Annotated in this window: 26 protein-coding genes; 5 read left to right on the top strand and 21 right to left on the bottom strand. The window is 41.7% G+C overall.

Features of this window, described 5'->3' with window-relative positions; genetic code table 11:
* Window positions 1-29: 29 nt before the first annotated feature.
* The 8 genes from ASG85_RS23295 to ASG85_RS23330 all read right to left on the bottom strand — a co-directional run bounded on the left by ASG85_RS23295 (window position 30) and on the right by ASG85_RS23330 (window position 6,133).
* Window positions 30-1,343: an ABC transporter substrate-binding protein gene (locus tag ASG85_RS23295; RefSeq protein ID WP_060647874.1), complete on the bottom strand. Its 1,314-nt coding sequence runs from the start codon at window positions 1,341-1,343 to the stop codon at window positions 30-32.
* A gap of 142 nt (window positions 1,344-1,485) precedes the next feature.
* Window positions 1,486-2,532 carry a LacI family DNA-binding transcriptional regulator gene (locus ASG85_RS23300; RefSeq protein WP_057302849.1) on the bottom strand — a complete coding sequence of 349 codons (1,047 nt, stop codon included), beginning with the start codon at window positions 2,530-2,532 and terminating at the stop codon, window positions 1,486-1,488.
* A 194-nt stretch (window positions 2,533-2,726) separates the two neighbouring features.
* Window positions 2,727-3,632, bottom strand: a complete 906-nt coding sequence (locus ASG85_RS23305; RefSeq protein WP_060647875.1) for an S-layer homology domain-containing protein — start codon at window positions 3,630-3,632, stop codon at window positions 2,727-2,729.
* A 171-nt stretch (window positions 3,633-3,803) separates the two neighbouring features.
* Window positions 3,804-4,103: a spore coat protein gene (locus ASG85_RS23310; RefSeq protein WP_057302847.1), complete on the bottom strand. Its 300-nt coding sequence runs from the start codon at window positions 4,101-4,103 to the stop codon at window positions 3,804-3,806.
* A gap of 11 nt (window positions 4,104-4,114) precedes the next feature.
* Window positions 4,115-4,309, bottom strand: a complete 195-nt coding sequence (locus ASG85_RS23315) for a hypothetical protein (RefSeq protein ID WP_060647876.1) — start codon at window positions 4,307-4,309, stop codon at window positions 4,115-4,117.
* 36 nt (window positions 4,310-4,345) lie between these two features.
* The gene (locus ASG85_RS23320; RefSeq protein WP_060647877.1) at window positions 4,346-5,482 is read right to left on the bottom strand and encodes a zinc-dependent alcohol dehydrogenase; all 1,137 of its coding nucleotides are present in this window, start codon (window positions 5,480-5,482) and stop codon (window positions 4,346-4,348) included.
* Between the two features lie 21 nt (window positions 5,483-5,503).
* Complete coding sequence (locus ASG85_RS23325) at window positions 5,504-5,875, bottom strand: spore coat protein (RefSeq protein ID WP_057302845.1); 372 nt, start codon at window positions 5,873-5,875, stop codon at window positions 5,504-5,506.
* A gap of 12 nt (window positions 5,876-5,887) precedes the next feature.
* Window positions 5,888-6,133 (bottom strand): hypothetical protein, encoded by a 246-nt coding sequence (locus ASG85_RS23330; protein ID WP_060647898.1) that lies wholly within the window; start codon window positions 6,131-6,133, stop codon window positions 5,888-5,890.
* A gap of 291 nt (window positions 6,134-6,424) precedes the next feature.
* On the opposite strand from ASG85_RS23330, the gene ASG85_RS37165 reads away from it, so the two are divergent.
* Together ASG85_RS37165 and ASG85_RS23340 are read left to right on the top strand one after the other, a co-directional pair.
* Window positions 6,425-7,144 (top strand): C40 family peptidase, encoded by a 720-nt coding sequence (locus ASG85_RS37165; protein ID WP_082588198.1) that lies wholly within the window; start codon window positions 6,425-6,427, stop codon window positions 7,142-7,144.
* 150 nt (window positions 7,145-7,294) lie between these two features.
* The gene (locus ASG85_RS23340; RefSeq protein ID WP_082562125.1) at window positions 7,295-7,933 is read left to right on the top strand and encodes a TerC family protein; all 639 of its coding nucleotides are present in this window, start codon (window positions 7,295-7,297) and stop codon (window positions 7,931-7,933) included.
* A gap of 24 nt (window positions 7,934-7,957) precedes the next feature.
* Here ASG85_RS23340 and ASG85_RS39345 read toward each other — a convergent pair whose 3' ends face one another.
* The 9 genes from ASG85_RS39345 to ASG85_RS23380 all read right to left on the bottom strand — a co-directional run bounded on the left by ASG85_RS39345 (window position 7,958) and on the right by ASG85_RS23380 (window position 15,710).
* On the bottom strand, window positions 7,958-8,623 hold the full coding sequence (locus ASG85_RS39345) for a peptidase G2 autoproteolytic cleavage domain-containing protein (RefSeq protein ID WP_060647878.1): 666 nt from the start codon (window positions 8,621-8,623) through the stop codon (window positions 7,958-7,960).
* Window positions 8,593-9,255: a hypothetical protein gene (locus ASG85_RS39350; protein WP_060647879.1), complete on the bottom strand. Its 663-nt coding sequence runs from the start codon at window positions 9,253-9,255 to the stop codon at window positions 8,593-8,595. Before ASG85_RS39350 ends, ASG85_RS39345 begins: the two co-directional genes overlap by 31 nt.
* 141 nt (window positions 9,256-9,396) lie before the next feature.
* Window positions 9,397-9,927, bottom strand: a complete 531-nt coding sequence (locus ASG85_RS23355; RefSeq protein WP_057304621.1) for a hypothetical protein — start codon at window positions 9,925-9,927, stop codon at window positions 9,397-9,399.
* A 35-nt stretch (window positions 9,928-9,962) separates the two neighbouring features.
* The gene (locus ASG85_RS23360; RefSeq protein ID WP_057304622.1) at window positions 9,963-11,507 is read right to left on the bottom strand and encodes an SAM-dependent methyltransferase; all 1,545 of its coding nucleotides are present in this window, start codon (window positions 11,505-11,507) and stop codon (window positions 9,963-9,965) included.
* A gap of 136 nt (window positions 11,508-11,643) precedes the next feature.
* A complete protein-coding gene (locus ASG85_RS23365; RefSeq protein WP_060647880.1) occupies window positions 11,644-12,315 on the bottom strand; it encodes a hypothetical protein in 672 nt (223 codons plus the stop codon).
* A gap of 31 nt (window positions 12,316-12,346) precedes the next feature.
* Window positions 12,347-13,693 (bottom strand): arsenic transporter, encoded by a 1,347-nt coding sequence (locus tag ASG85_RS23370; RefSeq protein ID WP_060647881.1) that lies wholly within the window; start codon window positions 13,691-13,693, stop codon window positions 12,347-12,349.
* 58 nt (window positions 13,694-13,751) lie between these two features.
* The gene (locus ASG85_RS38105) at window positions 13,752-13,907 is read right to left on the bottom strand and encodes a hypothetical protein (protein ID WP_156390092.1); all 156 of its coding nucleotides are present in this window, start codon (window positions 13,905-13,907) and stop codon (window positions 13,752-13,754) included.
* Between the two features lie 185 nt (window positions 13,908-14,092).
* A complete protein-coding gene (locus ASG85_RS23375; RefSeq protein WP_060647882.1) occupies window positions 14,093-15,145 on the bottom strand; it encodes a CotH kinase family protein in 1,053 nt (350 codons plus the stop codon).
* Window positions 15,146-15,221: 76 nt separating this feature from the next.
* On the bottom strand, window positions 15,222-15,710 hold the full coding sequence (locus ASG85_RS23380; RefSeq protein WP_156396757.1) for a hypothetical protein: 489 nt from the start codon (window positions 15,708-15,710) through the stop codon (window positions 15,222-15,224).
* Window positions 15,711-15,988: 278 nt separating this feature from the next.
* Here ASG85_RS23380 and ASG85_RS23385 point away from each other — a divergent pair, with 278 nt between their 5' ends.
* The 3 genes from ASG85_RS23385 to ASG85_RS23395 all read left to right on the top strand — a co-directional run bounded on the left by ASG85_RS23385 (window position 15,989) and on the right by ASG85_RS23395 (window position 18,395).
* Entirely contained in the window at window positions 15,989-16,549 is a 561-nt protein-coding gene (locus tag ASG85_RS23385; RefSeq protein WP_060647884.1) for a DUF2642 domain-containing protein, read from the top strand.
* A gap of 158 nt (window positions 16,550-16,707) precedes the next feature.
* Window positions 16,708-17,412, top strand: a complete 705-nt coding sequence (locus tag ASG85_RS23390) for a hypothetical protein (RefSeq protein ID WP_060647885.1) — start codon at window positions 16,708-16,710, stop codon at window positions 17,410-17,412.
* A gap of 92 nt (window positions 17,413-17,504) precedes the next feature.
* Entirely contained in the window at window positions 17,505-18,395 is an 891-nt protein-coding gene (locus tag ASG85_RS23395; protein ID WP_235550206.1) for an alpha/beta fold hydrolase, read from the top strand.
* Here the strand turns inward: ASG85_RS23395 and ASG85_RS37170 are convergent.
* The 4 genes from ASG85_RS37170 to ASG85_RS23415 all read right to left on the bottom strand — a co-directional run bounded on the left by ASG85_RS37170 (window position 18,392) and on the right by ASG85_RS23415 (window position 22,117).
* Entirely contained in the window at window positions 18,392-18,550 is a 159-nt protein-coding gene (locus tag ASG85_RS37170) for an aspartyl-phosphate phosphatase Spo0E family protein (RefSeq protein WP_082562285.1), read from the bottom strand. The two genes, ASG85_RS23395 and ASG85_RS37170, sit on opposite strands and share 4 nt — an antisense overlap.
* A 130-nt stretch (window positions 18,551-18,680) precedes the next feature.
* On the bottom strand, window positions 18,681-20,051 hold the full coding sequence (locus ASG85_RS23400) for a PDZ domain-containing protein (protein WP_060647886.1): 1,371 nt from the start codon (window positions 20,049-20,051) through the stop codon (window positions 18,681-18,683).
* Window positions 20,052-20,207: 156 nt separating this feature from the next.
* On the bottom strand, window positions 20,208-20,969 hold the full coding sequence (gene hisA / locus ASG85_RS23405) for a phosphoribosylformimino-5-aminoimidazole carboxamide ribotide isomerase (protein ID WP_057304630.1): 762 nt from the start codon (window positions 20,967-20,969) through the stop codon (window positions 20,208-20,210).
* A 674-nt stretch (window positions 20,970-21,643) separates the two neighbouring features.
* A complete protein-coding gene (locus ASG85_RS23415; protein WP_057304632.1) occupies window positions 21,644-22,117 on the bottom strand; it encodes a hypothetical protein in 474 nt (157 codons plus the stop codon).
* Window position 22,118 lies beyond the last annotated feature (1 nt).

The following is a 22,118-nucleotide window of genomic DNA, read 5'->3' on the forward strand; positions in this document are numbered from 1 at the left end:
GTTGGTTTCGGAAACGGATCTCCTGAACCTTATTTTTCTGCTGCTAATGCTTGGTTCATCTTAGCTCCGAGCTCTTTGGCCGCATCAGCTACCGGTTTATCTCCCGTCCATGCATTTTTCAAAATTTCTGTTTCGTAAGTATTCCAAACCGAAGTATTTTTGGATACAGGGTACGGGGTTGCATACTCTGCCATATCAATGAAAGCTTTCGCTTTGTATTGCGGGAAAGTAGCTAACCAGGAAGTCTCGCTGCCCTTGTAAGCAGGAATTGCTCCACCTTGCTTCGCAGCAATTTCAGCCGCTTCCTTGGAGCCAAGGAACTTAACGAATTCCCATGCTTCTTTCGGATGCTTGGAGTTCGCGGATATGACATGGCCCAGACCGTGAATGACAACACCCTGCTTTTTCCCTTTTGGCAGCACGGCTACGTCTGCCTTGTTTTTCATATCAGCGTTTTGATTAATGGTAAACGCTGCCCAAGAACCGTCAAAATACATGGCGAGCTTGCCGGAGGTGAACATATCGGCAGGAGCAGTTTCCGTCATTTGAGCCAGTGTTGGAGATACTTTATGAACTTGAATCAGATCCGTTAGAAATTTCAAACCTTCAATCGCTTCCGGTTGGTCAAAGCCTGATTTCTTATGGTCATCCGAAATGACATAGCCGCCAGCCTGAAGAATCGTATTGTAGAAATCCTCCTGATTCATCATTGGGGCAGCGAAGCCGTAGACGCCTTTGGCAGGGTCCGTTAATTTCTTAGCCGCTTCGGTCAGCTTGCTCCAATCCCATGTGCCGTCCGGATAAGGAATTCCTTTATCATCGAACAGCTTTTTGTTGTACCATAAGCCAATCGTGTCAAAGTCTTTAGGAATCCCATAATTTTTGCCGCCCAGACTATAAAGTGAAACCAGCGAGGTTGGATATTTGGAGAGATCTAACTGATCGGTCTTGATCGTCTCTGTCAAATCCTTTAACATGCCGTTGCCTGCATATTTGACAAAATTAGGACCATTCATCCAAAGTACATCAGGCATTGTCCCGCCTTGAGCGGCTGTTTCTAATTTGGTGAAATATTGTTTGTACGGCGTATTCTCCGCTTTTACTTCAATATTCGGGTGACTCGCTTGGAACGCTTTGATGACATCGGTCATCGTGTCCATACTCCAGCCGCCATAAGTAATGGTTACTTTTTCCGCAGATGCTGTAGCCGTAGCCTTACCATCGGTTTTGGGAGCTGTTGTGGATGTTGAACTAGACGAACCAGAATTACCGCAAGCGCTTACAACAACCATTGCCGACATGAGCGTTGTGATGAGAACAACCTTTTTTGTATTGTTGACCATTTCGCTATCACCCTTTTTTTCATTTTTTTATGATCGAAATGCAAATATGACATACGCCGAAAACCTATTTCACCCCCCTTCAATTCGTTCAATATAATTGGCGCCAAACACTGGACAACGTTATCCAAGGGACCAAAAAAAATTAGTTTCTAGTATATACCGAAGATTGTCTCACAATAAGCCGATGTGGAAGCAGCACTTTGGAAAGCTGCGGTTGCTCGCCATTCAGCATATCCAGCAAGGTTGAAGCTGCAGTTGTGCCTATTTCGACTTTTGGTACATGAACAGACGATAACGGCGGTGTTGTATATTGGGCAAAATCAATATTATCCATCGAGATGAAAGCAATATCCTCTGGAATGCGTAATTGGTTTTCAATGACAGCTCGCATAGCTGGAATCGCTAATTGGTCACTCGCCGAAAATATCGCCGTAGGTCGTTCCAGATCTGTACGCTTCAAACGCTCCATGATACTCTCATAACTGCGGTCGATTTCCCACCGGGTGTCTATCACCCATTCTTTATTTAAAGGAATACCCGCGTCATACATGGCAAATTTAAAGCCCTGAAATCTCTCTTCACTGTTTAATTCACTTGTATGACCTGGCCCGCCAACAAAACCAATCGATTGGTGCCCTTGTGTAATGAGGTGATCGACAGCTGACTTCGCGGCGTGAATACGGTCGTAATCAACCATGGTAATTTCCGTACCGTTCGTACAAATGCCGATCAGTGCTAGATCCTCCACTTTTAGCAAATAGTCAACGATCTCGGGGCCTACTTCACCAACGATAATAATGCCATCGACTTGTATGTCATGTATGCAACGGTGCAGAAGCGCTTCATCTTTAAGCTCATCTGAGGTATGCATGAACCCCAGAGAATAGCCGGATTCCAAAATTTTCTTGGTAAACGCAGTAATGATCGGAGAGTAATAAGGGTGATCGTCGTTCAAACGAGCCGTTTGAATGATGCAGCCAATTTGCTTCGTCAGCTTTTTCTCTACCTTTTGTTTGTTTACAAGGTGTCGCGCCGATTCATTAGGTGTGTAATTCAATTGACGCACAGCCTCCCACACCTTCGCCTTTGTCTCCGGGTTGATGTGCCTGCTGGTATCATTTCTCACTACACGTGAGGCTGTTGAAATGGAGACTCCGACTAAATCTGCAATATCTTTGAGAGTAGGCAATTCATACAGCTCCTTCTATCTAAACCTATATCCAATCATTAGCCAAACGTTATCCTGATGTTTGGGGCAAACGCTTTCTTACAGAATAGTTCATCACTTCACATGTTGTCAATATGTTTGACACCTTAAATCACAAAAAAAATGCTGCCACCTTTACTTCAAAGGTTCGCAGCACTTATTTAAAAGCTAGACATTTATTTCGAAGCAGCTGGTTCAGCTATTACCTTATACTTGGACGAAATATACGTGACAGTTTTGGCTTCTGTAATCACCTGAGCATACATCATGTCAGGTTTCGGCTCGAGCAGTGTATACATAATGACAGCCTGACCATCTTCGTTAAACTGGATCGCATTAACTTCAATACCGTAGCCAGGGTTAGGTTTATCACCTCTGGACAGCGTTACCTTGTTAACATCATCATTTACTTTCTCAACCTTTACCGCTACTTCTTCTGTAGGAGCAGGTTTTTGAGTATTAGCTTCCATCACGCGAATAGCGTTATAGAGCCAACTAGCCGCTTCTCCACGCGTTAGCTCACTTTTTGGACTAAACTTACCGTCCTTATCAAGGTTAGTAATTTTATAAAGCAGCAGTCTCTGTAAAGTGCCTTGATAATCAATCGTGATTTGATCCTCATCCTTGATCGTGATGAACATTTTGATCAGCGGGAAATTGCCTTTCTTTTCTAAGGCACGAACTAATAAGTCCCCGAATTGTTCGCGAGTAATCGTCGCATTCGGGTTCACATCCTTAGGAATCTCCAACCCGTGATAATGGGCTATGACAAAAGCGTCCGCATACCAGGCATCATTCGAGATGTTCGCATACATGTCCGTTGCTACCGGCTGTTTTTTGAAACGCATTAAATCTAAGTTCAGGTCCAAGCCTTTTACAATCATTTGCACACTTTGCGCATAGCTAATTTTTCCTTTCGGAACAAAATGCTCCTGATCGATCCCGCTTACGACGCCGCGGTCTTTTAAGGCCAGAATGGATTCTGCTTGTCCTTCCTCTAAATCAGAAAAAGCAAATGCTGAACCGAATGTCAAACTACTGCACAATAAGGTTGTTAACGTTAACGCGGCTATTTTTTTCATCAGCTCTGTTCTCCTTTGGGTATGTATTTGTATAACCCGTTTTCTGAGTTACTTACATAACGTTGAGCAGTCAAATTATGTTGCAGATGATTAACCAAAACAAATAACCAGCAGCCTCAGGCTACCGGTTTAATCGAATATTTGATATTACTGGGAATTAAATTCGTATCTTTACAACGTCGGAGCATTCAAAGCCGTCTCAATGTTCTTCAAGTCGAATTGAATCTGCTCCTTGATGTTCCACGGATGATACCAGCCTTGTTCCATCATATACTTCACTATTTTCTCATGCGTATCAATCGCTTCATCTAATTGCTTGGAGAGTGTCGCCTTGATCTCTGGAGTGCCCGCCTCCGTTACAGCCATCGCGTAATTTCGGACCCCGCTCTTCGCAGTAATTAGAAAGTCCATCGCAATCACTTGATCGGTCATCGTATGCATTCCTGTCAAATGTTCAAGAATGGTGTTCATGCTTTCACCTCCTATACGGTCGCTTTGGTTAGAATTGCCCCAAGCTCCTGCAGCTGCCGCGTCGATAACTCAACGTCTTGCAGTAAAATTTCTTTCAAAGTCGGGTCCGTTACTAAGAGCTTCATCGTCTTCGCCTTGGTTAAACAGACTGTTTTGAAAGCTGCTATTTCATGGACCTCAAGGGTTTCGTGTAGAGCATATGGCATCTTCTAACATGCACCTCCAAATAACTAGATTCACAATTACGGTTTAAGAACAACTTTAATACAATTTTCCTGTTTGGTATCAAATATTTCATACCCATGTTTGGCTTCGCTAAGCGGTAGGATGTGTGTAATAACATCGCTCGGATCAACCTTGCCCGTATCAATCAACTCATACATAAACGGCATATAGTGAATGACGGGTGCTTGTCCAGTACGGATATTAACATTTCTCTGGAAAAGGTCGCCAAGTGGAAAAGCATTGTACCGTCCGCCATACGCTCCCGTAATCTGGATCGTTCCACCCTTACGTACAGCCTGAGAAGCAATGACAATACCGCCCATCGCACCGCCGTGCAGCTTAAGTCCAGATGCTATCGATTCCAACGGAGTCATTTTCCCGCTCATTCCCGTGCAATCGATGACGACATCTGCTCCACCTTTCGTAATTTCCTTCAAGTAATTCCCGATATGTTCACCGTGCTCAAAGTTAACGATTTCGACCTTGTTCGTACGTTTCGCATGCTCTAAACGGTAATCGAGATAATCAACGGCAATAACTCGCTTTGCTCCTTTGAACCAACTACATTTTTGCGTCAGTAGCCCAACAGGTCCGCATCCGAGAACGATAACCGTATCACCTTCCTTTACACCAGCATTATCAACACTCCAGTAAGCTGTTGTCATCGCATCCGCAATCAAGCAAAGTGTCTCATCCGGATGCTCGCAGCTTTCTGGGATTTTGAAGTGAGTGAAGTTCGCAAATGGTACCCGCAAATATTCAGCCTGTCCACCCGGATACCCGCCTGTTGTGCCGGAATATCCGAAGTAAGCACCCATATCCCCATTCTCGTTCGAGTTATCGCACTGGCTTTCGAGTTGATTTTTACAGAAAAAACATTCCCCGCAGCTAATATTGAAAGGAATAATGACACGATCGCCTTTCTTTAACTTCGTAACGCCAGAACCGACTTCTTCCACGATGCCCATAGGTTCGTGTCCGATTACAGAGTCTTCCTGTAAGTTGGGTATCATTCCGTGAATCAAATGCAAGTCGGAACCACAGATTGCCGTAGTCGTCATTCGGACGATCATATCGTCGGTTTTTTCAATCTTCGGATCGGGAACTTCTTTCACAACGACATTCTTGAGGCCCTGGTACGTAACAGCTTTCATGCTTAATTTCCTCCAATAATGTTATTGATCTGGTGTCCGATCAAACATGCCTTTACGCGAGGTATCATCTGGGAACAGCTTCATTTGAGCCATTTGAACGGCATTGATAGCACCTAGTTGATCTAATTTATATTGTTCATTGAGTTCATAAGGATGGAACCATTTCTTCCTCATCATAAGATCGGATACTTCTTGATGCAGAGCAATGCCTTGATGAAGCTGGTTGCGAAGGATCGCTCTTGCTCCTTCCGACGCCGTTTCCGTTAAGGCAATCGCCGTATTCCTGACCCCTTCTTTAACTCGGATGAGAAAGTCCATAGCGAATGTCATGTCAGCCATCTCTGGCATATTGAGAGCATTACTCGGATCTAAATAATCATAGTCTTCATTCATCTATTATCACCTTCAATTTATAATGGGTGTCGGACGATTGGGGATAGGGGCTTGGAATGGCGCTTTCGCATAAACTTTCTGCAGATCAGCTATGGCTTGCATGGATTGCTCCACGTCTTTCTGCATCAATGCTTTTAATTCTTGGTCGAAAACCAAGCCTTGCATCATCTTGGATTTTAACACGCAAAGTGTTTTGAAATTAAGGGCTTCATGCAATTCCAGGGACTCGTGCGCTGCTAAAGTTGGTTGATTTACCATTGGCTCACCTCCAATGGTATCTTGTCCTTGAAATGTGGGGTTATTCATCAAATTACCTCTCATATTAATCAATTGGGCCGAAAGTGCTTTCAATGTAAAGAAGTGATAAATTTACCTGTCAAGGAATTATTGCTCATCAAATTCTAACGAAATTCTAATAATGCGAATTATGCTAGGAAGGTTATGGTTTTCGCCTCTAATTGGTAAATTTTAGGTGTTTTCAACTGTGATAAAGTGATTGTAGGTCCCAGATTCACCTCAGCTTATACACCATAAGGAGGAAGTTAATTCATGCAAAAAAAGAATAAGAACTACCTTGGAAAAAGTACAATATTATCTTTAGGCTTAGTGCTCTCCATGTTTAGTGGCTTTTCAACTAGTGCTTTTGCTGCCCCAGTAGCAACTGCAACCGTGAATAAGGGTGTTAACTTCCGGGCCGATCAGAGTACGAGTGCACCCGTTTGGGGATTTATTAAACAAGGCACTGTACTGCCTGTTGAAGCTGCCAATGACTACTGGGTTTTAGTCGATTACAATGGTAAACAGGGCTATGTTTCACGCGCTTATGTAACCGTACATGAAAATAAGCCTGCGCCTTCTCCTTCTCCGGCTCCTTCTAAACCCGCTACTGGCGGCAGTTTAGCTAATAAAATTATCAGCTCAGCTTCCTCATTTAAAGGCCGGGTCCATTATGTATTTGGTTCGAGGGATCAACAGCGTTTGCGTTTAGATTGTTCTTCCTTCACGCAATATGTATTTCAACTAAATGGCATTCAAATTCCTTGGGGATCTAAGGCACAAGCCAAATTGGGCACTTACATTCCACGCAATCAGCTCCAACCGGGTGATTTAGTATTTTTCAGTGTAAGTACACCAGGTCAAATTAACCATGTGGGCATCTACATAGGTAATGGTCAATTCATTAACAATTTACCAAACAAAGGTGTTGTCGTCGGCGACTTCAATAGCTCTTATTGGACAAGCCATTACATCACAGGCCGCAGAATCTAAGCTATTAGAACGCAATTACTAAAATAAGAACCTTTCCTTATCTAAAGGAGGGTTCTTTGCCATTTCATCTTCTTTGGAAGTATTGGGTTTATTTAGGTAGTAGACACATATAATGATCTTAACTTCAACGGACAGGCATGAGTTATTTACATGAGAGGACAACCATATATGCAGGATTGGTTCATTATTTTCATGTATAATTTATTCACGAATATCGATAACGCGATTATGATCCAACTTACCCTTCATAAATATAATCTCAGCAGTAAAATGAAATTTTATCTTTTTATGCTCCTCTGCTTGTTTCGAATTCTATACATTGCCTGTGTGCAATCGATGTCAGATGTGCCATACATCAATGTTGCAACAGCCCTCATAATGTTCTTCTTCGCCATTCGGATGGTAATGCCTAAGAAAATGATGAGAAGACACTTAACCTATCTGCTCATCTTCAGCAGTGTTGTAACCTTAGATTTGATCATGAGTATTGATAGTATCTTGCTGACAGCAAGGCTATCAGATAACCTATTATCCATTGTAATAGGTGTATTGCCGGCTTTATGTCTCATCTTTATATTTTCCTCCAAAATGGAAGAATTCATTGCAAGAATGCCTTGGATTGAAGTTGCCATCGCTGGCTTATTAGCTCAGTTAGCTGTCCTTCAGTTAAAAAAAGAACCAAACATCCTGCATTTGCTGCAAGAAGAATGGTTCGATTTAATGGCTATCACCGCCATGTGTGTGATCTGCAGCGTGGGGTGGTTCAATCTTTGGAGGAAGACGTATTGACTCTCTTTACATCTATCACGTGTCTTAATACGATTTCCCCATGAGTACTAGAATCTGATTAGGGCGGGTTCTTTTTAACACATAAAAACCATGATCAGATGCTGTAGCCACTCCACTCTCGTTTGGTCCGCAAAGTCCGCCCGCTTGGCAGGAACCATCATCCCGTACCAGTAGTTTACCGAGCATCCCTACGGCTACCCATTCGGGTCTCTCTGCCCTAGGGATATAGACTTGTGCAGGGTCCCATTCCGGATTTAACATCGGTTGTCGATCATTTCGTTCTGGTATGACGATTTCCCCTTGAGCATCTGTCAATGCCGGCACGCTCACTTCATGGTATAGGGTTCTTCCCCACTCATCCGTCAGATACTTCTGATTCAAGCGCATCTCCCCGCTGTTCGAGAGAAAAGCTGGCTTCGCACTTGTAATCCCTATTATATAGCGATCCGTGGGATCAGCTATGCGAACTTTGTCCTCTTCCAAAGCGACGAAAAAGCCAGGTTCAATGGGGTTACCGTCTGTGGTCTCGAACATCTCCGCGTAATCTGCTGCTGGACTACTTACCGTCCCGTCTATTTTAACATTGCCATTGCTTAATATTTTTGCAGCTAATCCAGGTGCCTCGCTGCTTGTCCCGTTGGCTAAGTACCAAGAATAGGTCAGCTCATTCGCGGCACCAAATTGCCCCATGATGTGCACACCTTCCAAATTGTTCGTTGAAGTTCCTTGTCCTTCTGCATGAGAAAAAAACTATTCGCCAATGTGTTAACACCCTCGGTATGGGAAGTGAAGCCACTCGCGGTTGTCAATGTACCTTCCGCATGGGAGTTTTGACCGCTAGCTATGGTTTGATTCCCTTCGGCGTGCGATAAATCTCCCAAAGCCGATGTCCGCTGCCCCTCCGCATGAGCGAAAAGCCCGCTTGCTACGTTTAAGTTACCTTCGGCATGAGAGGCTCTGCCGCTAGCTGTGTTACTCTCGCCTTCCGCATGGGCGCTTTGGCCAGATGCGATCGTTTCTAAGCCTTCGGCATGAGAATCGAGACCCGTTGCTTGCGTCAACTCTCCTTCTGCATGGGCATTAATGCCATCGGCTCTAGTTAGCTGTCCTTCAGCATGTGAATGAAGTCCAATTGCACGGGCACCACTGCCTTCTGAGTGAGAAGCAGGACCCGACGCTTGGGTTACATATCCCTCCGCATGAGAAGCAAGAGAACTCGCCAACGTACCCAAGCCTTCCGCGTGAGAATAATCTCCACTCGCAACGGTACTATTTCCTTCTGCCTCAGAGCAAACCCCCAAAGCTTGCGCGCCACAAGCCATATTTATCCTCTCCTTTATACGGATTATGAATATACGATTCATACTATGGAATTTTTACCAGTTTACTTGTACAATTGCCATTATGTAACAAACATAAAAAGCAGAACCGAAGGTTCTGCCTAATCGCACATAACATATAAGTCAATCCCGAACATTTCTAATCTCGTCCATACTTTTTTTAGCCCTGCTGTTGAGCGATTTCTTGTCTTTTAAGTTATATTGAGTCAGCTCATGTCCTGGGTCAATAATCAATGGTTTTGATATTATATCTTCTAGAATCTTATAGGTAAGTTGATAAGCCGTATGCCTTATTTCTCTAGAAACTACCTTCTTTAAGGATTTAATTAAATCCAACAGTTTTTCGGCATACATAAGTTTAACGATACTATCAGCTCCCATAATATGGCGCGAAGCAAAAGCAATCACATTGTCAAGAATTCGAGAATCCTGATAATATTTTGCTAGTGACTCTAAGCTTGTGATCGCATCCCAATCTCTTATCGATAGTTGATTCGTGTAGTTATCAATCCATTCGTTGTACCAGTCTATTTCGATCTGACCTTCTATTTCGTATGTCTTATATTCTTCGAAAACACCATCACGATGCATTTGAAAAAAATGCCCTCGATACGAATCGAATAATTCTTTGGCTCTCTGCTGTTGCTCTTCCACGAATCTCACCACTCTTATTGTATATTCTTTGCGAATTATGGTAATAGTGTCATAAGCGCTAGAGCACCTTCGTGTTCTGGTGCTAATTCTAAGGTAATGCGCGCCATTTCCCTAGCAGCAGCATCTTCTCCTACCTCGTAATAGCAAATGGCCATCTCATAAAGTACAGAAGCGTCATTCCTATACTCATTGTTGGTCCGTTCGAAGAATAACAATGCATCCTCGAACATTTCCATTTGATATAATAACATCGCGCAGTCCAAAGCTAAATCACGGTTTAATTCCATCGGATAATACCCTTCCCACATCAGAAGTATCCCTTGTCGAATGTCCGATAATTCTTCTTCCTCACACGCGGGAATTAGATTCGAGATGCGCTTCGCGCTTTGGAGGAACAATTGAGCATCATACCCGCCCAACCGCCAAAAAGCTAAGAGTTGGTTAACTTCCATGAGATCCAAATGCGAATCAAACCATTCCTTGATACTAAAAAAATCATCTGGACCAAAACGCTCGACAAACCGTCGATAGGCTAAGCGTGTATGACCATAACTGAGTGGATTTGGCACCATAAGCATACACCCTATGTTCAAATGATTATAAGGATGAGATGTAAATAAGCTCATGGCACCCTTTTGCTCAAAAACATACCCAATGGCATGATAATTGGCTGTCAGGGAAAAGCTTCCATGATGAATCAACTTGGGAGGTTCGTTGTATTCCCAGTTTTCAATTCGGTGGTCACCTTTATCTGCAGTGAGCAGGATAAACCCCTCTTGCGAGAGCAAACAAAGTCGTTCCAAACATTGCAGGCCAACAGCCGGAAAGAGGATATGGGAATCCTCCAGCTTCTGAGAATACAATTCTACAACCTCGCGATAAGGGTACGATTCCTGTTCATATTCATCGGCTCTTCGATAATGATACTCAGGAATGACGTTCTTCAGCATATCTGCAGCACTGCGTTCGGTATCACCTTCCGGGAAGTGCAAAGAAACCATGCACTCATAAATTTTGTTTTCGTCTACATAGATCAGTTCTTGTGGAATACTGTCAAAAAAGTAATTCGCAATAACCAGCAGAGGCTGCTGCAAGTCACCCACTCTAATTCGATCGCCAGATTGCATCAAATGAAGTTCGGTACCCTGCACAGCATCAAATTGTGCAAAGTCTAGAACCCCTTGTTCTACATAGGGAAGTAAGCTTCGGTGCTTCTGCCAAAAGGCGATATTCTTGGATGCTAGATCACTCATTACATATCGAAATGGTGGAAGTGTTATCCCTGAATAATCCCTTAATTCACATAGTTCTTTTACGATATGATAGGCTAATCTGCCCGAACCCGCTCCAAGCTCCAAAATCGTCACAGGTTCCAACGTGTAACCAAGCTTCGCTCTATCTTGAAGAAACCCAAATATGATCTCGGCATACGCTACCGCAATACTTGGGTTACTAGTTATGTATTGTGGAACATCTTCACTCTGCCATGCACCAATACCCTGCTCTTCATAATAAGTTCGCTGTAACTCCCATATGGGTGCCTCGCTGAAACGATAAATCTTCTGATCTGTATGTGTCATCTTCTTGAACCTACTTTACTCCATTTTATGAAAAAACAACTCCCATCTTACCATAAAGTACCTCCTAATCAAAAATAGAAAGACAGTTACCTACTTTCTGGTTAACTACCTTTCTACCCGTTTTAGAAAAGTGATTTCACTTATTAAAGGGAATACAATTCTTGATATGTTGAATGTTGTAATGCAGCTTTTTCTCATCAGCCGTGATCAGTTCAGCAAATGGGAGATCCAGCTTCTGCAGCAAGCCAATCTTGTTCACATGTAAGCCTAAGTCAAAACAGACGATTTCTCCCACCAAATCTTTCAACAATTGTTCAAATGTATTTGGGAGTAATGCAAAAGATGGATCGGTTAAACTAGGTGTCGATTGCGTATAAACTTGTGAATAAGGAGTCTGATTGTTTTGATATGGACTAATCCATTTTAGATGAAACAAAGGAATGTACATGATCTGATAAAGGGGCGAATGAAACACCAAGTAGTCTTGGGAAATATGTCTCACATAACCGTGGATTGTCTGATTATTGGAGATATAAATTTCTACGAATCGATCAATCGCACTGCTTAAGATTTGGCGGTAGGTGATTTCTCCAGTTTGCATAGTGAGATCAGGTGGAGAATCCGAGATCGATTTGTCTAGATTTAATGTGATATTTCGAATATGAGCGATAGGTAAATATAAGTACTTTTTTTCCATGTAAATGACAATAATATCTGATCCTACATCGATTAGGTATCCAATTTTATCCCCATCCCCAATCAACTCAATCTGTACCATCTTTCCAATATACGTGTTGAAAAACATCATGGTTGATAACCTCCTTATCTAGTCTATTTTTTTAATAAATCCAGTAAACCCAAAAGGCGAGACATATCAATGTAAATATTAAAGCAGGGGGTATTGTTATAAACGTGACCTTACAGTAATCCTTCCAGCTCATTTTCACTTTATGCTGCTTAAGGATATGGAGCCAAATTAGCGAAGCTAGCGTCCCGATTGGTAGAAGCAGAGCCCCGAGATCACTACCAACTACACTGGCTAAGTAGGTTACTTTTAATGTTAGTGGATCTAATTCCATACCGGTTAACGTTAGGGTACCAATCATTAATGCAGGATGATTATTTACCAATGTAGAAAGGAGTGTGACGAGTGCTCCCATCAGTAAACTCCCGTTTAATAAATCGCCAGAAACCAATGGTTTAAAGGCAGTAACAAGTATATGTGTTAGTCCAATATTATTTAATCCAAATATGATAACGTACATTCCAAAGGCAAATACGAGAATATGCCAGGGTGTCTTTTTTACCATATCGACAGGAGATATTTTGAGATAAAGCCAGCGCCATGCAAGTAGAACAGTTGAACCTAGCACAGCTACGATACTTACTGGTATACCGTAATAGGAGGCAATAAATAAACTTATCCGAACCATGAATACGAACAATAATATATTTCTCATGAATTTTGTTCGATCTTTGATGGCTGGCAGCGTTTTTGGAAGCTTAACGTTGTTTAAGGGATGTTTTCTTGGTCCTATCCCGTTTAATGGTAATTTCTTTGGAAGAATACGATAGAAACAAAGGAATAATAGCAGCAAGAAAACGATTAACCCCAGCGTAGAGGGGATAAACATCATTAATGTGTGCATATATAAATCCATTCCAACCATTTTGAGCGCAATAAGATTAACAATATTACTAACTCCAATAGGAGCGCTAGAAGCTGTAGCAATTAGGGCACCTGAGAGTAAATAGGGTATTTTCTGATGATTTTTTAACCCTAGATTCTCAAGAACAATGAGTAATATGGGTGTTGTTATCATTATGCTGCCATCATTGTTGAAGAATAGTGTCATTAAAAAACAAAGTAGATTAACGTACCAGAATAGACGAATCCCTGATCCTTTGGCTCTAGCCATTAATCCTTCAGCCGCCCATTGGAAGAAACCAAAGCTTTCTAGTACAATCGCCATGACGATAGTAGCCATAATCGTGATAGCTGCGTCACTAATGGTATCTGTAATTTGAAGTAAATCAGCGAAAGAAACGCTTCCGCTTAGAAGAACAAGGATAGCACCTCCCGTTGCGGGGATCGCTTCATTCATATCCTTAGGACGCCAAAGAATTAAGATAACCGTCATCACAAATGCAGCTATCGTAAGGGTTATTGTTGCGGAACCAATCATAAATTTTCACCCCGCTTTTTAGAAAAAGTCATCTTACTGTAATTCTGAGTCCACTGTGTCATACGTCTATTCTCTTGATATAGGCAACTTCTGGTATACTCAAATCTACGGAAGATACATTTTCATAAACGACTTCTATATCGGGCTGTAAAGGCGGTTTAAGTAAAAAGAAAAGTAGAATCCCTGCAAATATAATGATAAGCATGACAACCATTGTCATCCCCTCCTTTCTACCATCTACCACCATCTATCATTAGTAGATACTGGTACTGTATGTATACGGGACCTGTACTCATCTTGCTATAAACGGTTACCCCCTCTTTCAAATATTCCACTCATGTCTAGTAAAAGAAGGAATGGAACAACAAAAAAACCAAATGCTATGGGGCATTTGGTTGGCTAAAGCTTTTTCATTTCTTTTTTAATAATTTCCCGCCTTTCCTTCATGTAGTTCATAATTAATTCAGGCTCACCTCTGAATTCCGAATAAGGCCACTTACGATTATAATCATTCAGCATATAAGGGGCTATCGTACCGTGTAAATGCCCAATCATCGGGGATATCTGTTTCCTTGTAAACGATGTACGAAGAATGGAAGTAAGAATTTGTTTATAACGTATCCTAACACTCTTGAAACTCATCAATTTTTCGGTTAGACCATTATAGCCCTTAACTCGTACTAAATCACTGCCGCATACTTTACCGTAGCAATTTCTCCCCCACGTGCCTTCGTAATCCCAGGGTATGATGCGATATAATTTGGTTCGCTTATGACGATAAATCGCATAATTTTGATCAAACCCATCAAAGTTTCCGGTGAAAACGGCTCCTGCTAACCATCGTAAATAATTATCAATATCCAAATGGGATTGCAAATATTGAGCTAACGGCTTCCCAGACAGTTTATTGATCTTGGAAATGAATGCGCTCAGTTCTTTTCTTTCGTTGCTTAAGCCCATGATTTGCTCGTATCCTTCAAACATCGTCTTCTTATTCCTTTTTGTTTCTGGGTGAAACAGTTCAAAGTTGGCATCATCATCCACGGCGTAAAAAAGGGATTGCGCACTTATCCTCCTTTGCTTGAAGAAGTTTTTATCAACTGCTTCTATTTCTAAATAAACCCCCTGACTCTGTCCGTTTAGCACTAATTCAAAATGCTTTGTCTGTGGACTAGGCACACCAATACGTTGGAAAAATCGAAATGATAGCGCATTCCGTATCATCGAAGGATCGTCATACTCCGCATTTAGATGGTAAGTTTTACCCTCGCATACAATTTCATACGACTTCTTCTCATATTCTCGGGTGTGCCCACCCCGATAACGGACCTTAATAGAAACACGTTTCCCTTTACTAATAAGTACACCGTTTACGAATTGCTTACTCCAAACATCTTCATTCAACTTTCTAAGCTGCTGTTCCTGGATTACGATATGTCGAGTCGGTATCATGGCACACCGCCTTTATACATAATAAAAAGCCTATCTATAGTAGATAGACTTTCATTCTAGATTAATTTATTCGTGATTATGAACGATTGCCACGGCTCTTGTTACCTCTTGTTTTGTTTCCACGAGACTTGTTGCCTTTTGATTTGTTTCCACCAGATTTATTGCCTCTTGTTTTGTTTCCACCAGATTTGTTGCCTCTTGATTTGTTTCCACCCGATTTGTTACCTCTTGTTTTGTTTCCACCAGATTTGTTGCCTCTTGTTCTGTCATTCTTTTGGGCATTTGTTTTTTCGGTATTGGTGCCTCTTGTTTTGTCATTCTTTTGGGCATTTGTTTTCTCGGTTTTAGTGCCTCTTGTTTTGTCATTCTTTTGAGCATTTGTTTTTTCAGTATTAGTACCTCTTGTTTTGTCATTTTTTTGGACATCTGTTTTTTCAGTTTTGGTGCCTCTTGTTTGCTCATTTTTGGTGCCTCTCGTTTTGTCACTTTTATTGCCTCTCGTTTTGTCACTTTTGTTGCCTCTTGTTTTGTCGCTATTACCTTTGTTAGATACAATAACCTCCATCTTTTAAAACCTCCTTATAGTTTATAGTGCAGTCTATGATAGGAGATTTGAATTGGATAGAGATATTGGTTGATATGGAAAAATTAATTATTAGTAGTTTCAATAACTTGGTGGAATTATTGCAAAAATAGATTCTAATCTAGTACCTCATCTCTAACGGATACATATACTTATATTACAAATGAGCAGCAATGACATTGGTACAGGAGGTGAACGCAAACTAGTAAACGCTGCTTATATCCAAACTAAACCACATTCCTGAGAGGGGAAATGACAAAATGAGTTTAAACTATTTAGGTTCATTAATTGGCACTGAGGTTAAAATCAATCGCGGAGGTCCTGATTCTATCGTAGGTAGATTAGTATCCGTCCATCATGATTATTTAGCAATCCAAATCAAAGATGGCACTATTGTCTACATCCAATTGCAACATATCAAAAGCATTAGTAGTATGAACAGCAATGCTAGCAGAGGTAACAAAAGCAACAAAAGTAACAGAAGTAACAGAACTCCTCAACGTTTTGAAAATGCGTATACATTTGAAGGTCTCTTGGGTCAATTGAGATACACAAATGTTCAAATCAACCGCGGTGGCCCTGAGAAAGTTGAAGGTCTTCTCGTATATTCCGGGGATAACGTCTTGCTGCTTGTTGTAAACAATGAAATTGTCCGTATTCCAATCTTCCATATTAAAAGTATTAATGTCTTTAACAAAAATAAAAGCAATGGCAACAAATCCAATAACTCTTCCAATAAAAACAACAATAAAAGCAACAAAGCAACTGCTGCACAAATCGTTGCGATTAAACTTATGTTAAAAAAATACCGCACTAATTAAATTTAGTAGAACTTGCGAAATGATACCCATATCCTATAACCCCAATCTCGTCGCAGGCGCGCTGATTGCTACGGCATTCAGCGCGCCATTTGGGGTTATTTATGCACGAATTCAATAAGGATAAAGCATTTCTACTAGATTGAAAGGAGGTGCGAACAATGGAAACTATGACTATGTTAATTGATAAACAAGTGGAGCTTTCTTTTTCGGGGATGCAGCAACCCTTAAAGGGAGTGCTTCTTGAGGTAGGCAGTGATCTTATCGTGATATATAATGAATTTCATTTTTACTATATTCCAATTATTCATTTACAATATTTAAAGCTCGATACCTATGCAAGCTCTTCCATAGACCCACCTACGGAATATCCTTTTGATCTTCAGTCCACGTCAATCTCTTATCGAAAGATGTTGATGAGCGCTAAAGGGATGTTCGTTGAAATATATATTACTGGCAATCAAAGCATACATGGTTACTTGACCCATATCATGAATGATTATTTTGCCTTCCACTCCCCTGTGTTTCATACGATGTTCATTTCGATGAAACACGTCAAATATGTGATCCCTTACCATCCTAATACGACACCGTACTCAATGAAAATGGAGCATTTTCTCGTTCAACCCTCCCAAGTTACGTTTTCACGAACGTTTGATCAGCAGTTAAAAAAACTGGAAAGCCAGTTTGTTGTCCTGGATCTTGGAGAAAATCCAAGTAAAATTGGCGTCCTGCACAAAGCGGATCATCCTTTTCTTGAGCTTCATACAGCAACCGGGAAATCGATTCTGCATAGTGAGCATGTAAAAACGATTCATCTGCCCTCTGCGCGCAAAGGCGACAGTTTTGGTGGACGCATTTTCTAAACGTTGACGTCCAGCTCGGACGTCATTTTGTTTTGTTGTGGCATCTGGGCGTTCTGGGCATACACTAAGGCATAAACTTCGAGAGGAAGACCATGATGACCTACAATTATGAAAACTTGCCGCAGCCACTCCAATCTTGGACGTTTCAGCATCCTATCCACCCCCCATTTCCCCCTTCCGTTTGGCCTTACAACACTCAGGCTCCTTGGGCTCAGGATTTAGAACATGATTTCCGTGAAAGAGATCAGCCTCTCACTTTTGTTCTGATTCACGGCTCTTGGGCAGATGCAAGCTTTTGGTCTGGGATTGCTGCAGAATTACGCAAAAAAGGCCATACCGTCTATGTTCCTGAGTACCCAGGACATGGCGCTGACCCTAACAAAGCTGCAACACATGCGATGATGACAAAATCCATCGCTGATTACGTAACTTCTCACAATTTAAAAAACATTATTTTGGTTGGACATAGCTTCGGCGGCAGTTTAGTCCAAAAAGTAGCAGAGTTTATTCCTGATCGTCTGAAAAGACTCGTATTTTTGAACGCATTTGTACTTAAAGATGGAGGAATGCTTGCCGATGAGTTTCCTACCTCTATGCAAGCGATGTTTAAACAGCTCATAGAAAGCTCTAAGGACAATACAGTGATGCTTCCGTTTCCTTTATTTAGAGAATCTTTTGCCAATCTAGCAAATTTTGCGCAAGCTCAACAACTCTATAAAAAAGTCACACCTGAGCCAGCCGGGCCCTTTTTCGAAAAGCTTGACTTGAAGAAATTTTACAGCCTGCAAGTACCCAAAAGCTATGTCCATCTGATGGAAGACACTGTCATACCACTAGGCAATCCAGAATTTGGCTGGCATCCGCATATGTCAAGCCGATTGGGTTTATATCGATTTATTCAAGCACATGGTGATCATATGTCAACCGCACAATTCGAGCCTAAACTCATTGCAAGAAAGCTTTATGAAGCATCCAGGGACTAACAAGCTATCAGAATTTGATAAGCATTTAATAATTCGTCCAACTCGCCAGATAATCGCAATATGAATTCGGACGGCAGCTCGTACATGTTTCCCGCATGATTAAGCTCATCTCTTTTAGCTTCTATTTTCTTCTCTATTTCAAATAACCGGTCCATTGTGCACGACCTCCAATGAATAGTCTATTATTTATATAGTTTATACAAATATTGTTAAGAAAATATAAGCATTGCTACGTAGACTGTGAAAAAGCGCAAATTGTCGAATAGACAACTTGCGCTTTTTTGGCTAAGAGCAAGTTGGCTGATTGTTCTGCTTAGGATTTGAACGCAACCAGTTCAACATATCGTCAATCGTATGCACAGGTACAATAAGTAGGTCAGGTGCTCCTCGTCTTGCTTCTGACTCATTTTGAGATGGAACAAAGAATACATCGGCATCCGTTCTGCTGACGCTATAGGCTTTCTGTTCTAAGCCTCCTACAGGACCGATCGAACCATCGGCCTCCATGGTTCCAGTGCCAGCAACACGATTGCCATAAGTTACACCGCAAGGTGTAAGCTGATCAATCAATGTTAGTGCCAGCACCGCCCCATGCGAGGGTCCTCCCTCATGCAATAAATAGTTATGATATTTCACCGGCGCTGGAATATCATACTGCATCTCATTCGCAACTTGAATGCCGAAGGCAGCACGGCTCGGGTCGTCTGGATTTGCTCGCGTCTTAACTGAAAGACTAACTTTCTGTCCGCCGCGCAGCACCAGCACCTTCACCTGATCCCCGGGCTTGGTCAATTTCATGCGAGCTGTCAGATCTTGAACCGTTGTAACGCTATATTCATTAACTTCCTCGATTACATCGCTCAGCTGCAAGATACCAGAGACAGGGCTATCTTTTAGAATAGCCGTGATGCGAACACCGTGCGAGGTGATTCCTTTGCCCTTACCTACTTTTTGATAAGCAATTGCACTGCCCGCGGCGTTCGCATCCTCCTTCATCGTACGTACTTCTTGGTTGTACTCTCCCAAAGACATACCTAGATTCTTCGGTTCAAATGAATACTTAGCAAATAGCTTCGCATATAGCCAATCGATCGGGAATGCTGGCCGCTCAAACACGAGCACACCCGAAATTTCTCCATGAACATTTCCCTCATTTGCCTGTGCGTAACGATTCATATTTAAGGTCAATCCTGGGTAAGTGACCATGGAATTCGTCGGCCAGAACATCACAAGCAATAGTAACAAAGTGGAACCAAACAAAGTTATACTCTGAACAGGCATCTTACGACGCATCCGTTCATGGAAAAATAAATCTATAAATACTAATAACCAAGTTATAAGAAAAGTACTCACCGAAATTTCAATCTTTTTCGGAATCGTTAACAGAATAATTACACTCGCCAGGGATGCTGCGATAACCGCGATACTTCGAACGCGAACCCAAGCATTTCCCTGCGAGAACATATGCCAGAATGCGCCAGCCATCCAAATAATAGGAATGAAGGCAAGAACATAGATCAGTAGATCAATCGCATCGATCCAATAAAGCCTTGTCCCTAATCGCAAGGGATCTGGCAGCCAAATTAATTCCCCTGTTACAGCTAATATCAGGGCTAAAACCATACCCAAGTAGTAAAATCTTTGCCATCGCGTCATCCCTCAAACATCCCCTATTTCACCGAATCGTAAAAGTCCGCCATTCATTAACTTACAGCTTTAATAATAACGTTAAATCCTACTAACAACAATTGGAGCCGATCTTCTAATTAAAAACAGCAGACACCCTAATTATAAGGTATCTGCTGCTTCCAACTAAGTTAACTCGTTCATATATTTCACGACTTCATCATAAGAGAGCTTGCCACCGAAAATATCTAAGGCACTACCAACGGTAATATCAAGCTTTCCGCTGGACAACTCTTTGAACAGCTCAAGATCCGCGAATGATCTTGCCCCTCCTGCGTAGGTAGTAGGAATTACAACCCAATCTGCCAACGTACTGACCAGGCTTTGCTGAATCCCGCTTTGTTTGCCCTCTACATCAACAGCGTGAATCAGAAACTCATCACAATATTGTTCAAGAAACCGAATATTTTCTTTATTCAATTCAAAGTTACTCAATTGCTTCCATTGGTTTGTAGCAACGAACCACTTGCCATCCTTCTCTTTACAGCTTAGATCTATGACCAAATTGTGTTTTCCAACCTCAGCTTCGATTCGTTTAAGATTGTCCATATTCAGCTGCCCGTCTCGGAAAATATAGGAGGTCACAACTACGTGCGAGGCGCCTTGCTCAAGATAGTAGCTGGCATTCTCCGCCTGAATACCACCGCCAATTTGCAAACCGCCGGGATACTCACGTAGCGCACTTACAGCTTCATCCTTATTTCCGTCACCGAGCATGATGACATGACCTCCAAGTAGATGATCTCTTTTAAACATCGCGGCATAATAGGTTGAGTCAAAAGAGGAAACAAAATTTTCAATGATTTCCTTTCCCTCTGTACTTAATGTCTCACCTACGATTTGTTTCACTTTACCGTTGTGTAAATCGATGCAAGGTCTAAATTTCACGAATATACCCCCACTAGATTCTATTGCTGCTAGATCAATTTTCCATCAATTATAGCACAAATAGCCCTTTAGTGAGGGCAAGTTGCTCACAATATCACTTACGTGTTATCGTTATATGGTTAATACTTCCAATTACGTTCCTGGCTGGAGCTGATCAAATGAATCTTTCCGATAGAACCTACAAGAATATTCTCCCGCATTCCTTGAAATTAGCCGTCTTGTTCATTAGCTTGTACGGGTTAACTTTTGCGTTAGCAGCCCTGTCATACCCTATTTTTTCAAGTGTTCCCTATGACAGATCTATCACGAAGTCAGGCTTATACTATGGCCTTCTCTTTTCCGTAGTCCCTTATTTTTCAATAGGGTATTGGGTTCGGAATCAGTCTTACATGGGTAAAATCTTTGCCTCGTTCTCCCTGCTATTCATTTTATTCATCGAAAAAGTGGTTTTCATTTATTTACTCGGAATTTTGGAAACTCTTCCATCACCCGGTCATAACTTGTTACTACAGAGCGGATATGTTTTAGCTTGTGAAGAACTTCCTTTCTACTGTCATCCGATGATCTACCTAGTTTTTGGTACAATTTTAGCAGCAGCTTCTTATTTGACAGCATTCCTTATGAAAGAAAACCCCATCCGTAGATGAGGTTTTCTTAATTTGTACCAATAAGATTTACTTTTTAGTGAATCCTTCTTCTTCCAAATACTCTTGGACCTCTTCATAGGTTTCAAAAGCGCAGTCTAGATTGCTGCCAGCATAGATATACCATAAATCTTCAACGAAGGTAACGACCAAGAGATGGCCGTCTTCATCGATCCAATGCTCTTCTTGTTGTTCAGTATCCAACTTTGGAAGCTTCTTAGATGTCTGACCCGTTAAAGAATGAATCGACTTCTCAATAATGTCTCGCAGCTCTTCCGCGCTGAAATCACGGATATTGATAAACCCCTTGCTGTCCGTAGCATATCCTTTGATATATTCAGCGTATACAAATCCGTTTCCGTTTGGGTGCAGGTGATAAACTACAGTCTTCTTATCATAAGCACTATCTTCATAATGGAAATTGATCCGTCCAAGGGATACATTTTTCCGCTCTAGCTCGGGAAAAGATTCCACGATAGCTAATTTTTCTTCTAAACTAAGCATA

Origin of the sequence: Paenibacillus sp. Soil724D2 (assembly GCF_001427935.1) — a bacterium.
Classification (GTDB): Bacteria; Bacillota; Bacilli; order Paenibacillales; family NBRC-103111; genus Paenibacillus_E.

What these genes read in the sequence shown, in the direction of transcription:
- ASG85_RS23295 (WP_060647874.1), bottom strand. Translation starts at nt 1,343, where the DNA reads ATGGTCAACAATACAAAAAAGGTTGTTCTCATCACAACGCTCATGTCG.
- ASG85_RS23305 (WP_060647875.1), bottom strand. Translation starts at nt 3,632, where the DNA reads ATGAAAAAAATAGCCGCGTTAACGTTAACAACCTTATTGTGCAGTAGT.
- ASG85_RS23310 (WP_057302847.1), bottom strand. Translation starts at nt 4,103, where the DNA reads ATGAACACCATTCTTGAACATTTGACAGGAATGCATACGATGACCGAT.
- ASG85_RS23315 (WP_060647876.1), bottom strand. Translation starts at nt 4,309, where the DNA reads ATGCCATATGCTCTACACGAAACCCTTGAGGTCCATGAAATAGCAGCT.
- ASG85_RS23320 (WP_060647877.1), bottom strand. Translation starts at nt 5,482, where the DNA reads ATGAAAGCTGTTACGTACCAGGGCCTCAAGAATGTCGTTGTGAAAGAA.
- ASG85_RS23325 (WP_057302845.1), bottom strand. Translation starts at nt 5,875, where the DNA reads ATGAATGAAGACTATGATTATTTAGATCCGAGTAATGCTCTCAATATG.
- ASG85_RS23330 (WP_060647898.1), bottom strand. Translation starts at nt 6,133, where the DNA reads ATGGTAAATCAACCAACTTTAGCAGCGCACGAGTCCCTGGAATTGCAT.
- ASG85_RS37165 (WP_082588198.1), top strand. Translation starts at nt 6,425, where the DNA reads ATGCAAAAAAAGAATAAGAACTACCTTGGAAAAAGTACAATATTATCT.
- ASG85_RS23340 (WP_082562125.1), top strand. Translation starts at nt 7,295, where the DNA reads ATGAGAGGACAACCATATATGCAGGATTGGTTCATTATTTTCATGTAT.
- ASG85_RS39345 (WP_060647878.1), bottom strand. Translation starts at nt 8,623, where the DNA reads ATGGGGCAATTTGGTGCCGCGAATGAGCTGACCTATTCTTGGTACTTA.
- ASG85_RS39350 (WP_060647879.1), bottom strand. Translation starts at nt 9,255, where the DNA reads ATGGCTTGTGGCGCGCAAGCTTTGGGGGTTTGCTCTGAGGCAGAAGGA.
- ASG85_RS23360 (WP_057304622.1), bottom strand. Translation starts at nt 11,507, where the DNA reads ATGACACATACAGATCAGAAGATTTATCGTTTCAGCGAGGCACCCATA.
- ASG85_RS23365 (WP_060647880.1), bottom strand. Translation starts at nt 12,315, where the DNA reads ATGATGTTTTTCAACACGTATATTGGAAAGATGGTACAGATTGAGTTG.
- ASG85_RS23370 (WP_060647881.1), bottom strand. Translation starts at nt 13,693, where the DNA reads ATGATTGGTTCCGCAACAATAACCCTTACGATAGCTGCATTTGTGATG.
- ASG85_RS38105 (WP_156390092.1), bottom strand. Translation starts at nt 13,907, where the DNA reads ATGGTTGTCATGCTTATCATTATATTTGCAGGGATTCTACTTTTCTTT.
- ASG85_RS23375 (WP_060647882.1), bottom strand. Translation starts at nt 15,145, where the DNA reads ATGATACCGACTCGACATATCGTAATCCAGGAACAGCAGCTTAGAAAG.
- ASG85_RS23380 (WP_156396757.1), bottom strand. Translation starts at nt 15,710, where the DNA reads ATGGAGGTTATTGTATCTAACAAAGGTAATAGCGACAAAACAAGAGGC.
- ASG85_RS23385 (WP_060647884.1), top strand. Translation starts at nt 15,989, where the DNA reads ATGAGTTTAAACTATTTAGGTTCATTAATTGGCACTGAGGTTAAAATC.
- ASG85_RS23390 (WP_060647885.1), top strand. Translation starts at nt 16,708, where the DNA reads ATGGAAACTATGACTATGTTAATTGATAAACAAGTGGAGCTTTCTTTT.
- ASG85_RS23395 (WP_235550206.1), top strand. Translation starts at nt 17,505, where the DNA reads ATGATGACCTACAATTATGAAAACTTGCCGCAGCCACTCCAATCTTGG.
- ASG85_RS37170 (WP_082562285.1), bottom strand. Translation starts at nt 18,550, where the DNA reads ATGGACCGGTTATTTGAAATAGAGAAGAAAATAGAAGCTAAAAGAGAT.
- ASG85_RS23400 (WP_060647886.1), bottom strand. Translation starts at nt 20,051, where the DNA reads ATGACGCGATGGCAAAGATTTTACTACTTGGGTATGGTTTTAGCCCTG.
- ASG85_RS23415 (WP_057304632.1), bottom strand. Translation starts at nt 22,117, where the DNA reads ATGCTTAGTTTAGAAGAAAAATTAGCTATCGTGGAATCTTTTCCCGAG.